We start from the raw sequence: 11,814 nt of genomic DNA on the forward strand, positions 1-11,814 counted from the left end.
GCTCGGCCGGATCAGCTGAGGCGCTCGATGACCATCGCCATGCCCTGGCCGCCGCCGACGCACATCGTCTCCAGGCCGAACTGCTTGTCGTGGAACTGGAGGGAGTTGATGAGCGTGCCGGTGATGCGGGCGCCGGTCATGCCGAAGGGGTGGCCGACGGCGATGGCGCCGCCGTTGACGTTCAGCTTGTCCAGCGGGATGTCGAGGTCGCGGTAGGACGGGATCACCTGGGCGGCGAAGGCCTCGTTGATCTCGAACAGGTCGATGTCGTCGACGGTGAGGCCGGCGCGCTGGAGCGCCTGCTTGCTCGCCTCGACCGGGCCGAGGCCCATGATCTCGGGGGAGAGGCCGGTGACGCCGGTGGACACGATCCGGGCGAGCGGGGTGAGGCCGAGCTCGCGGGCCTTCGTGTCGGACATGATCACGAGGGCGGCGGCGCCGTCGTTGAGGGGGCAGCAGTTTCCGGCGGTCACGAGTCCGTCCGGGCGGAAGACGGGCTTGAGGCCCTGCACGCCCTCCAGGGTGACGCCGGCGCGCGGGCCGTCGTCCTTGCTGACGACCGTGCCGTCGGGGGTCGTGACCGGGGTGATCTCGCGCTCCCAGAAGCCGTTCTTGATGGCTTCCTCGGCGAGGTTCTGCGAGCGGACGCCGAACTCGTCCATGTCCTGGCGGGTGACGCCCTTGATCCGGGCCAGGTTCTCGGCGGTCTGGCCCATCGCGATGTACGCGTCCGGGACGAGGCCGTCCTCGCGCGGGTCGTGCCAGGTCGAGCCCTCGGACTTGGCGACGGCCTCGGTGCGGGCCTCGGCCTCCGCGAAGAAGGGGTTGCGCGTGTCGGGGAGCGAGTCGGAGTTGCCCTTGGTGAAGCGGGAGACCAGCTCGACGCCGGCCGAGATGAAGACGTCGCCCTCGCCGGCCTTGATGGCGTGCAGGGCCATGCGGCTGGTCTGGAGGGACGAGGAACAGTAACGGGTGATCGTGCAGCCCGGGAGGTGGTCCATGCCCATCTGTACGGCGACGATGCGGCCGAGGTTGTTGCCCTGCTCACCGCCGGGGAGGCCGCAGCCGAGCATCAGGTCGTCGATGTCCCTGGGGTCGAGCTCGGGAACCTTGGCGAGGGCGGCCTGGATGATCGTGGCGGTCAGGTCGTCGGGGCGGACGTCCTTCAGGGAGCCCTTGAAGGCGCGGCCGATCGGGGAGCGGGCGGCTGAGACGATCACGGCTTCGGGCATCACGGCTCCATGGGCACGAGGGGATGACGGGCGGGACTGCTTGGGAAGTTACCCGTCCGTACCGTCCAGGTCACCGCTCCGGTCGTGTGACTCCGGCCGCACTTTTCTAAGCGCTTGCTTTTTTGACCGGCCCGGGTGACGCCCCCGCCGCCCCTACCCGTCCCCTCCTGTCCCCGGGGGCTCCGCCCCCGGCCCCCCGCCAGGGGCGCTGCGCCCCCTGGACCCCCGCCATCGCCCGAAGGGCTCGTCCTCAAACGCCGGACGGGCTGGGTATGCGGGCCTGCGCTGGGATGTCCGGTCGGGTTGGAGGTGCGGGCCTGCGCCGGAAGGTTCCGGGGACGGGCTGGAGATGCGGGCCTGCGCCGAAAGGTTCCGGTCGGGCTGGAGGTGCGGGGCCGCGCTGGGATGTTCCGGCCGGGTTGGAGCCCGGGCTGAAGGTGCCGGGTGCGGGTCATGCCTTTGGGGGCGCGGGGAACTGCGCGATCAGCCCCCACCGACCCGCACCCGAAGAACCCAGCGGGATCGGGGCGGAGCCCCGGTTCCGACCCGCACCCGAAGAACCCACCGGGATCGGGGCGGAGCCCCGGTTCAGGGGGTCGGCGTGGGCGCCGGGTCCGTGGCAGGGACACGCCGGCGCCGGCGCCGCTTGAGGAGGGCCCACGGCCCCCGCGGCCCCGTCGGCATGGCCGCCGTGACCTCCGTACCGGCCTCGGACGCCGCCTCCGCGGCCGCCCGTGCCACCGGCAGGAACCCCTCGCGGCGGGAGACGTCCGGCCGCTCCTCCTCGGCCGGCCACAGGCCGAGCGCCGCGCACACCGTGGGCAGCACCGCCATCGCCGCCGTCGCGTACCCCTCGGCGGAGGGGTGGTAGTTGTCGGGGCCGAAGAGCTCGCGCGGGTTCGCCTCGAACTCGGGGCCCAGCAGGTCACCCAGCGACACCGTCCGCCCGCCCTGCTCGACCGTCCCGATGGTCTGCGCGGCGGCGAGCTGCCGGGAGGCCCGCCGTGCCAGCCACCGCAGCGGCTGCTGGACCTGCTCGACCGTGCCCAGGTCGGGACAGGTGCCGACCACGACCTCGGCACCGGCGGTGCGCAGCCGGCGCACCGCAGCGGACAGGTGACGGACCGATCGCGTCGGCGGCATCCGGTGGGTGACGTCGTTCGCGCCGATCATGATCACGCAGATGTCGGGCACCCGAGCGGTGTCCGCGAGGGCGAGCGCGACCTGCCGGTCGAGGTCGTCGGACTGGGCGCCCGGCAGCGCGACGTTGCAGAGCTCGACGGGACGTTCGGCGACCGCGGCGAGCCCGGAGGCCAGCAGCGCGCCGGGTGTCTGGCGGGGGCGGTGCACCCCCTGCCCCGCCGCGGTGGAGTCACCGAGCATCGCGAGCCGCAGCGGCGGCCCGTCCTGGGCCGCGTACGCGTACCCGTACAGACCGTTCGCGCGGGGCGCCTGGCCGTGTCCGTTGCCCACATGGCGCTTCGCCAGCTGCACCTCGGCCAGCACGACACCGATCGCGGCGGCGCCCACCAGACCGATCCCGCCGCCGCCGTACGCAGCACCCGCCGCGATCCGCCGTGCCACCCTCGCCCTCGACAAGCTCGTCATGCGTCGCCGCCACCTCCTCGTAGCCGTACAACCACTGCTTGCCCCGTGGAACGGGTCGGCCAATCTCAACGACACGTGAACGCCCACGGCGGGCCTTAGGCTGACGGGACCATCCCTTTAGAACGCAGCTCCGGAGACAACGGTGCAATTCCACGACTCGATGATCAGTCTCGTCGGCAACACCCCGCTGGTGAGACTCAACAACGTGACCGCAGGCATCCAGGCGACCGTCCTGGCGAAGGTTGAGTACTTCAACCCGGGCGGGTCCGTGAAGGACCGCATCGCCCTGCGCATGATCGAGGCCGCGGAGGAGAGCGGCGCCCTCAAGCCCGGCGGCACGATCGTCGAGCCGACCAGCGGAAACACCGGGGTCGGACTCGCGATCGTGGCCCAGCAGAAGGGCTACAAGTGCATCTTCGTCTGCCCGGACAAGGTCTCCACCGACAAGATCAACGTGCTGCGGGCGTACGGCGCCGAGGTCGTCGTCTGCCCGACGGCCGTCGACCCGGAGCACCCGGATTCGTACTACAACGTGTCCGACCGGCTCGTCCGTGAGACGCCCGGCGCCTGGAAGCCGGACCAGTACTCCAACCCGCACAACCCCCTCTCGCACTATCACTCCACCGGCCCTGAGCTGTGGGAGCAGACGGAGGGGCGGATCACCCATTTCGTCACGGGCGTGGGGACCGGCGGGACGATCTCCGGCACCGGGCGGTACCTGAAGGACGCGAGCGACGGCAAGGTGCAGGTCGTCGGCGCCGACCCCGAGGGGTCCGTGTACTCCGGCGGGTCCGGGCGGCCGTACCTCGTCGAGGGCGTCGGTGAGGACTTCTGGCCGACGGCGTACGACCGGACGGTCGCGGACGAGATCGTCGCCGTGTCCGACAAGGACTCCTTCCAGATGACGCGGCGGCTCGCGAAGGAGGAGGGGCTGCTCGTGGGCGGGTCCTGCGGCATGGCCGTGGTGGCGGCGCTGCGCGTGGCCGAGCGGCTCGGACCCGACGACGTCGTGGTCGTCCTGCTGCCAGACAGCGGGCGCGGCTACCTCAGCAAGATCTTCAACGACGAGTGGATGGCGGACTACGGGTTCCTGGAGGACACGGGCCCGAGCGCGCGGGTCTGCGACGTCCTGAGCGACAAGGCGGGCGGCTCCATCCCCTCGCTCGTCCACATGCACCCGGACGAGACGGTCGGCGAGGCCATCGAGGTGCTGCGTGAGTACGGCGTCTCGCAGATGCCGATCGTCAAGCCCGGCGCCGGTCACCCGGACGTGATGGCCGCCGAGGTCGTCGGATCCGTGGTCGAACGCGAGCTGCTCGACGCGCTGTTCACCCAGCGGGCCTCGCTGCAGGACCCGCTGGAGAAGCACATGTCGGCACCTCTGCCGCAGGTCGGCTCCGGGGAGCCGGTCGGCGACCTGATGTCCGTGCTCGGCACCGCCGACGCCGCCATCGTGCTGGTCGAGGGCAAGCCCACCGGCGTCGTCAGCCGCCAGGACCTGCTGTCCTTCCTCGCCAAGGGCGGCGCCCGGCAGTAAGGACGGCCGGGCACCGGGTGGAGTGGGCCGCGGCGCGGAGCGAACCGGCCGCGGCGCGGTGCGGGCCTGGGCGCGGAGAGGGGCGCGGACCCGAGCCGGCGGGAGCTGCCGGCGGGAGGCGAGAAGGCCCCGGTCAGCGGGATTTCCGCAGGTGGCGGGGGGAAATCTCCGGAAGTTCCCCTCCTGGCACGGATCTTCCGGTCTGTCGGTGCGGAACTTCGCGGAAGTGGTACGAGCGTGTCACGTCCGCGCAGCACCCGCTTAACACGCGTCCGGCACATTGGTGGGTGTCGGCAGGGCGGGAGCGGCTCCCCGCCCCGGCCGGCACCAAAACGGCGCCTAGGACCTCCGGAGCGGCTCCCGGACCTCCATGGACGCCAAGGACGCGCAAGCCTGGCCCTGACCCGGCCCGCGTCCCTCGCGGGGACCGCCGTCGTCCCGCCCCCCGGCAACGGGGGTGCGGCGGTCCCCGCGCAACACGTCGGAAGGGCCCGGCACCCCGAGGGTGCCGGGCCCTTCTGTTGTTTCCCGTTCGCGCCGTTCCCCCCGGTGCCCCCGTGCCCCCCGTGACCGTTGTCCCGCCTCGGGTCAGTCTTCCCAGTCCGACTTCTCCCGGTGGCGGCGGCCGAAGAGGCCAGGGGAGACCCGCGCGGCCTGCACCGCGTTCACCCCCACGATGCCGATCCAGGCGACGAGCAGTCCGGGCAGGTGCGCGACCCCGCCGCCGATCGCGGACAGCGGGACCGCGAGGACCAGCGAGACGATGCCGAAGCCGAAGCGCTCGCCCCATGAATCGGTCCCCTGGGGTGAGCGCGCGCCCCGGGCCACCACCATCTGCTGCTCGGCGAGCTGTCGCCGCACCCTTCGGTCGACCGCCCCGTCCAGTCGCTGCTCGACCTTCTCCAGGAAGGAGTCGACGAGCGCGGATTCGTACTCGTCGCCCAACTCCCTGCGTGCGTGCAGAGTGGCGTCGAGTTCCTTCTTCAGTTCGGCGTCGCCGCCCGCTTCCCTACCGGTCATGGTGTTCACGGTAGGCAGTGCGCGCCTCCGTGGCACTGGGGATAGCCCCCCTCTTGGGGAGGGGCCGCACCCCCGTACGGAAGGCCCCCGGGCGAGCCGGAGCAACTCCGGGCGGCTCGGCGGCCGCCAGGACGGAGGGGTTCAGGGCAGAAGGCCGATCAGACCCGGTTCACGCGGCGGGAAGGTCCAGCGGGCGCAGCTCGTCCGCGTAGGAGACGGAGATCCGGCGCATCAGGCCGTCCTCGGTGATGTCGTACTGGCCCAGCCGCCACAGCGGCGGCGAGTACGCGTGCAGCGAGACCGTGTCGTCGGTGGCGCCGGTGAGGCGGTGGATGTGCTCGGGGCCGAAGCAGAAGGACTCGCCCGCGCCGACGGTGACGGACAGATGGCTGCCGCCTATGCGCGGGTTGGACTCGTTCAGCGCGCCCTGGACGACGGCGACGGCGCCGGAGGAGATGTCGTGGTCGTGCCAGCCGGTGTCGTTCTGCCGGGTCCAGCACAGCAGCCAGACGTCGACGTACTCGTCGCGGTACAGCGAGGCGTAGTGCCGCTCCTCGTCGGAGAACGCGACCTGTTCCCGCCAGTGTTCGGGGCGGGCGGCGAGATCGTCGACGAGGGCGTGGAGTTCGCGCTTGTCGAGCGTGCGGTCCGGCAGTGCCTGGTACGTCATGGGGTGGCTCCCTTCAGCAGTCGGTCGGGGTTGGCGGTGCGCAGGGCGTGGACGGCGGCGTCCGCGCCGAGGTCGGGGACGACGGGGCTCGCGTAGGGGCGGTCGCTGCCGCTGACGACGACGTCGATGCCGACGGCCCGGACGAGCGCGTCCACCGCGCGCGTCCCGTAGGAGGAGGTCTCGTAGAAGACGTCGAAGTCGATCTCGCCACGCCCTCCGCCGCGGGCCGCGAGCCGCTCGCCGTGCAGCGGGGCCAGGCCCGCGTGGGCGGCGAAGCAGACGCGCAGCCGAGGGTGGCGGGCGCGGCCGAAGGCGCGGAAGGCGAACCAGGACGCGTGCATCTGGTGGACGTAGGGCACCAGCGCCGGCCACCAGGGCGGGGCGTGCGGGGCCGGTGGCGCCGCGCCCGGGTGCACGAACAGCGGCTTGTCCTCGTGGGTCAGGACGTCGAGGAGCGGTGCGTGGCGCTCCCAGCCGGCCGCGTCCAGCAGGGCGGTGGCGGGGAGTTGGAGGCCCGCGCAGCCGCGGCGGAGCTCCCGTTCGACCGCCTCGGGATCCGGTGCGGACAGACAGGGGGATGCCCAGACGCCGAAGGGTGCGGGGAGGGCGAGCGCGCCGTCGTGGAAGGCGGCGAGCAGGGGTGCGGCGTCCGCGGGCGGCAGGAACTCGATGCCGAGGGGGCTGGACAGTGAGACCAGGGCAAGGTCGAGGCCGTCGGTACGGGCGAGCGCGGTGCGGGCGGCGGGGTCGTGGTCGGCCGGGTCGACCTCGTACGGCGGCTCGCCCGTCAGATGCAGGGTCCAGCCGTCGAGGCGCGGTGGCGCGGTGCGGGCGCGCAGCAGCTCGATGAACGCGGGCGGCCATAGGTGCTGGTGGACGTCGGTGGGCACGCGGCGGTCCTTGGGAGGAGTCCTCGGGGAGGGTGGGAGGGGGCCGGGAAGGGCCGGAAGGGGTGGGGTCGGGACAGGTTAACCGCTTCACTTATGCGCTTAACTTAAGCGGTTAACAACGTGTCGTGTCAAGGCTGCGCCCGTAGCGCGGACGCCTCCCGGTAGGCTTCCCGGCATGGCCAGGCCCAATAAGCGCACCACCCTCCGGGAGGTGGCCGAGGCCACGGGTCTCTCCACCGCCGCCGTCTCCTACGCCCTGCGGGGCAAGCACGTCTCGAAGGAGACCGAGGAGCGGGTGCGCAAGGCCGCCGCCGAGCTCGGTTACGAGGCGGACCCCATCGCCCGCGCGCTGGCCAGCGGCCGTACCAGCATGGTCGGCGTCCTCGCGGGGGACCTCCAGGACCTGTGGCAGCAGCAGCTGATGGCGGCCATCGGGCGGGAGCTGCTGGCCGGTGACCGTTACGCGCTGATCCTGGACGCAGGTGGCGATCCCGACCGTGAGCTGGTGCTCGCCAAGCAGCTGCGCGACCAGCGGGTGGACGCGCTGCTGGTGTCGCCGGTGAACCCCTCGGCCGAGGGGTGGGCGGCGATCGCCGACGCGCTGCCGGTGGTGGCCGTCGGGGACTCGCTCAGCGCGGCCCGTACGGCGGGGCAGGTCATCTTCGACAACCGGGCCGGAATCGACGCCGTGCTGGAGTATCTGCACGGTCTCGGCCACCGGCGGGTGACGGTGCTGACCCCGACCCGGCCGAGCACGCCGGACCGGCCCGCCGACGTGTATGTGCGCGAGGCGGCCGAGCGGCTCGGGTTGCGGGCCGAACTGGTGCCGTGTCCGCAGGAGTTGGGTGAGGCGACGGTGGTGGCGCGCCGGCTGCTGGACGGGCCCCGGCCCGCGACCGCCGTGTTCTGCTTCTCCGACTCGCTCGCGTACGGGGTGTACGCGGCGGCGGCCGAGGCGTCGCTCGTGGTGGGCCGGGACGTGTCCGTGGTCGGGTTCGACGACCATCCCGTCTCGCGGGTGCTGGCTCCGCCGTTGACCACGGTGGACTGGGGGTTGTCCGAGATCGCCGCGGAGGCTGCGCGGTTGACCGTTGCGGCGATCGAGGGGAAGCGGGTGCGGAGGAAGAGGATCCTGTGCGCACCTCGGATGAGTGAACGCGGGTCGGCCGTACGGGTGTAGTTCCACGAGGTTCTCGCCCCCGCCGCCCCTTCCCGACCCGTCCCCGGGGCTCCGCCCGGGACCCCGCCAGGGGCGCTGCGCCCCCTGGACCCCCGCTCGCCCGAGCTCGTCCTCAAACGCCGGACGGGCTGAAATGCGTGACCCCGGGCGTCGGTCTTCCAGCACCCTTTCGGCGCGGGCTCGCATCTCCAGCCCGTCCGGCGATTGAGGACGAGGCCGTTCAGGCGAAAGGGGCGGGTCAGGAGAGTTTCTTCGTCTTCAGCCACGCGTCCGCGACCTCGTCGGGGTCCTTCTTCTCCTTGTCCACGAGCCGGTTGAGCCTGGTCAGTTCCTCGGACGAGAGCACGTTGCCGAGGGACGCCAGGGCCTTGCGGACCTTGGCGTCGGCCTTGCGGGAGGCGATGAGCGGGACGATGTGCTGGGAGGGGATCAGGTTCAGCGGGTCGGTGAGGACGACCCAGCCGTTCTCGATGACGTCCACGTCCGTGGTGAAGACGTTGGCGACGTCGACGTCGCCCTTCTTCAGGGCGCCCTTGACCAGCGGCCCGGAGGAGTCGAGGGACTTGAACTCCTTGAACTCCACGCCGTAGCGCTCCTTGAGGCCCACCGCGCCCACGACCCGCTTCTTCATCTCGGCCGCGGCGCCCAGAACCAGCCGGCCGTTGGCCTTGCGCAGGTCGGCGAGGCTCCTCAGGCCGTACTTGTCCGCGGTCTCCCGGGTGACCGCGAAGCTGTCGCGGTCCTCGGCGGCCGCGTACGGCAGGACTTCCAGACCGGCGGGCAGCACGGTCGTCAGCGTGTTCTGCATGGCGCCGGCCTCGGTGTCCGTGGCCTTCGCGTCCAGGTAGAGGAGAAGGCTGCCCTGGTACTCGGGGAGCAGGTCGATGTCGCCGCCCTCCAGCGCGGGCACGACGATCTCGCGCGAGCCCAGGTTGGGGCGGACCTGCGTCCTGATGCCCGCGGCCGCCAGGACACCCGCGTACAGATAGCCGAGGATCTGGTTCTCGGTGAAGTTGGCGGTGCCGATGGTCAGGCCGCCGGCACTGGATCCGGAGCCGCCGCCGCTGTCGCCGCCCGAGTTGTCGAGCGAGGTGATGCCGCTGCCGCAGGCGGCCAGGGCGGGGACGGAGGCCGCGGCGAACAGGCCCCCGAGCAGAGTCCTACGGTTCATGGTTCTTCGGCTCCTCAGTGGGCGGCGGCGGTACGGAGATGACGGAAGAGGTAGCGCTGGAGTCCGGCCAGCGCGAGGTCGAGCACGACGGCGACGACCGCGACCAGGACCGCGCCGCCGAGGACCTGGACGAGGTCGCGCTGCGCCAGGCCGTCGAAGACGTACCGGCCCAGTCCGCCGAAGCTGACGTACGCGGCGATGGTGGCGGTGGACACCACCTGGATGAGGGAGAGCCGCAGGCCCGTCATGATCAGGGGGAGGGCCAGCGGGATCTCCACCTGGAAGAGGACCTGGTGGCCGCGCATGCCCTGGCCGCGGGCCGCGTCCTTGACCTCCGGGTCGACGGCGGTCATGCCCGCGTAGGTGTTGGTGACGATGGCCGGTACCGCGAGGACGACGAGGGCCACGTACACCGACCACAGTGAGAGGCCGCTGATCAGGAAGACCAGGACGACCAGGCCCACGGTGGGCAGCGCGCGGCCGAAGGAGGAAAGGTTGATGGCGAGGAACGCGCCCTTGCCGGTGTGACCGATCAGCAGGCCCAGCGGGAGCGCGATCGCGGCCGCGATGAGCGTGGCGAACAGCGAGTACTCCAGGTGCTCGGCGATCCGGTGCGCGATGCCGTCGGTGCCGGCCCACTGATCGCCGCTGACCAGCCACTTGGCGAGGTTCTCGAAGAGTTCGTACATGTCAGGCTCGCCGCCTCGTCCAGGGGGTGAGTACGTACTGGATCGCGACCAGCAGCGCGTCCGCGACCAGGGCCAGCAGCAGGGTCAGCACCACGCCGACGATCACCGGCGTCGGGAAGTTGCGCTGGAATCCGTCCGTGAAGAGCTGGCCGAGTCCGCCGTCGCCGATGTACGTGGCGACGGAGACCAGGGAGATCGACATCACCGTCGCGATGCGGACCCCCGCCATGATCACCGGGAGGGCGAGCGGGAGCTCGACGGTGAGGAGGGTGCGCAGCGGGCGGGTGCCCATGGCCTTCGCGGCCTCCTTGGTCTTCGCCGGGACCGAGTCGAGGCCTTCGACGGTGTTCCGCAGCAGGACGACGAGTGAGTAGACCGTCAGACCGATGACCGTGGTGGTGCGGGTCAGGCCGCTCACCGGGAGCAGGAGGACGAAGATCGCGATCGAGGGGATCGTGAAGAGGACGTTCGAGAGGCCGAGGAGCAGCCCGCGCAGGGCGCGCACCCGGTGGGCCACGACGGCCAGCGGGAGGGAGATCAGCAGGCCGAGGAGGACCGCGGAGAGCGCGGCCTGCAGATGCGAGAGGGTGAGGCTGGTCAGGTCGTCGGTGTGGTCGCCCAGCCAGGACCAGTCGATGGTCATATGGCGACGCCCGTGGTGCCGTGGGCCCTGGCGGCGTGCTCGTGGATGTCGTCCCGGGACGTGACGCCGGTCAGCGCGCCCTGTGCGTCGACACGCGCCACCAGGCCGGTCGGCGAGGCGATCGACTCGTTCAGGGCGGCGAGCAGGGAATCGCCGTCGCGCAGCGGCCGTACGGGGAAGGTCGCCTCCCCGGACGTCGAGCGCCAGTTCCGCGGCCGGCGGTCCTCGTCGAGGACGAGGGTCCAGGGGCCGCCTTCGGGGGCCGGGCCCTGCGGCACGTCGGTGAGGTTCTCCAGCGAGAGGAGCTTCAGGCCGCGCTCGGCGCCGAGGAAGTCGGCGACGAAGTCGTCCGCCGGGCGGGCGAGCAGTTCGGCGGGGCTCGCGCACTGCACCAGGTGGCCGCCGGTCCGGAAGATCGCGATCTGGTCGCCGAGCCGGACCGCCTCGTCGACGTCGTGCGTGACGAAGACGATGGTCTTGCTCAACTCTTTCTGAAGCCGCAGCAGTTCGTCCTGGAGCTGGGTGCGCACCACCGGGTCGACCGCGCCGAAGGGTTCGTCCATGAGCAGGACGGGCGGATCGGCGGCGAGCGCGCGGGCCACGCCGACGCGCTGCTGCTGGCCGCCGGAGAGCTGGTGCGGGTAGCGCTTGCCCGCGTCGGCGGCCAGGCCGACCGTCTCCAGCAGTTCGGCCGCCCGGGCGCGGGCCTTCCTGCGGCCCCAGCCCAGCAGCAGCGGCACGGTGGCGATGTTGTCGAGCACCGTGCGGTGCGGGAAGAGGCCGGACTGCTGGATGACGTAGCCGATGGAGCGGCGCAGTTCGGCGGCGTCCCGCTCCAGGACGTCCTTGCCGCCGACGCGGATGGTGCCGGAGGTCGGATCGACCATCCGGTTGATCATCCTCAGGGTGGTGGTCTTACCGCAACCGGAGGATCCGACGAGGACGGTCACGCCGCCTTCCGGCATTTCCAGAGAGAGGTCGTGGACTGCGGTCGTGCCGTTGGGGAAGCGCTTGTGGACCGTGTCGAACTGGATCATGAGGTGTCCCTTGCCCGGTCTGCATATCGTCATGCAGAGTTCTCTGTACCTGAATAGGTTGTCAACGGTCCGGCGTTAATCGCTGGTTACTTATGGCCGCCAGGCAAGATTCAATGTCGGGATCGAGGGGAGTTCGG

The 11,814-nt window shown here is 71.6% G+C and carries 11 protein-coding genes; 2 read left to right on the plus strand and 9 right to left on the minus strand.

Annotated elements, in window-relative coordinates; genetic code table 11:
- Positions 1-11 precede the first annotated feature (11 nt).
- Together OG199_RS24875 and OG199_RS24880 are read right to left on the minus strand one after the other, a co-directional pair.
- Positions 12-1,232 (minus strand): acetyl-CoA C-acetyltransferase, encoded by a 1,221-nt coding sequence (locus OG199_RS24875; RefSeq protein ID WP_266699604.1) that lies wholly within the window; start codon positions 1,230-1,232, stop codon positions 12-14.
- 588 nt (positions 1,233-1,820) lie between these two features.
- Positions 1,821-2,840 carry an SGNH/GDSL hydrolase family protein gene (locus OG199_RS24880; protein WP_356809730.1) on the minus strand — a complete coding sequence of 340 codons (1,020 nt, stop codon included), beginning with the start codon at positions 2,838-2,840 and terminating at the stop codon, positions 1,821-1,823.
- 142 nt (positions 2,841-2,982) lie between these two features.
- Between OG199_RS24880 and OG199_RS24885 the strand changes: the two genes are divergently transcribed.
- On the plus strand, positions 2,983-4,377 hold the full coding sequence (locus OG199_RS24885; protein ID WP_401800778.1) for a cystathionine beta-synthase: 1,395 nt from the start codon (positions 2,983-2,985) through the stop codon (positions 4,375-4,377).
- A gap of 588 nt (positions 4,378-4,965) precedes the next feature.
- Here the strand turns inward: OG199_RS24885 and OG199_RS24890 are convergent.
- The 3 genes from OG199_RS24890 to OG199_RS24900 all read right to left on the minus strand — a co-directional run bounded on the left by OG199_RS24890 (position 4,966) and on the right by OG199_RS24900 (position 6,957).
- Complete coding sequence (locus OG199_RS24890) at positions 4,966-5,397, minus strand: hypothetical protein (RefSeq protein WP_266699601.1); 432 nt, start codon at positions 5,395-5,397, stop codon at positions 4,966-4,968.
- 169 nt (positions 5,398-5,566) lie between these two features.
- Entirely contained in the window at positions 5,567-6,067 is a 501-nt protein-coding gene (locus tag OG199_RS24895) for a cysteine dioxygenase (RefSeq protein WP_405831329.1), read from the minus strand.
- Positions 6,064-6,957 (minus strand): amidohydrolase, encoded by an 894-nt coding sequence (locus OG199_RS24900; protein ID WP_405831330.1) that lies wholly within the window; start codon positions 6,955-6,957, stop codon positions 6,064-6,066. The genes OG199_RS24895 and OG199_RS24900 overlap by 4 nt, the downstream gene beginning before the upstream one ends.
- Positions 6,958-7,132: 175 nt before the next feature.
- Between OG199_RS24900 and OG199_RS24905 the strand changes: the two genes are divergently transcribed.
- Positions 7,133-8,137, plus strand: a complete 1,005-nt coding sequence (locus tag OG199_RS24905) for a LacI family DNA-binding transcriptional regulator (protein WP_168528475.1) — start codon at positions 7,133-7,135, stop codon at positions 8,135-8,137.
- A 238-nt stretch (positions 8,138-8,375) separates the two neighbouring features.
- On the opposite strand, the gene OG199_RS24910 is transcribed toward OG199_RS24905, so the two are convergent.
- The 4 genes from OG199_RS24910 to OG199_RS24925 are packed head-to-tail and all read right to left on the minus strand — an operon-like array spanning position 8,376 to position 11,677.
- Complete coding sequence (locus OG199_RS24910) at positions 8,376-9,308, minus strand: ABC transporter substrate-binding protein (RefSeq protein ID WP_405831332.1); 933 nt, start codon at positions 9,306-9,308, stop codon at positions 8,376-8,378.
- Between the two features lie 14 nt (positions 9,309-9,322).
- The gene (locus OG199_RS24915) at positions 9,323-9,997 is read right to left on the minus strand and encodes an ABC transporter permease (RefSeq protein ID WP_405831333.1); all 675 of its coding nucleotides are present in this window, start codon (positions 9,995-9,997) and stop codon (positions 9,323-9,325) included.
- 1 nt (position 9,998) lies between these two features.
- Positions 9,999-10,640, minus strand: a complete 642-nt coding sequence (locus OG199_RS24920) for an ABC transporter permease (RefSeq protein ID WP_356799885.1) — start codon at positions 10,638-10,640, stop codon at positions 9,999-10,001.
- The gene (locus OG199_RS24925; RefSeq protein WP_356799883.1) at positions 10,637-11,677 is read right to left on the minus strand and encodes an ABC transporter ATP-binding protein; all 1,041 of its coding nucleotides are present in this window, start codon (positions 11,675-11,677) and stop codon (positions 10,637-10,639) included. The genes OG199_RS24920 and OG199_RS24925 overlap by 4 nt, the downstream gene beginning before the upstream one ends.
- Positions 11,678-11,814 lie beyond the last annotated feature (137 nt).

This window comes from Streptomyces sp. NBC_01176 (genome assembly GCF_045039825.1).
Lineage (GTDB): Bacteria > Actinomycetota > Actinomycetes > Streptomycetales > Streptomycetaceae > Streptomyces.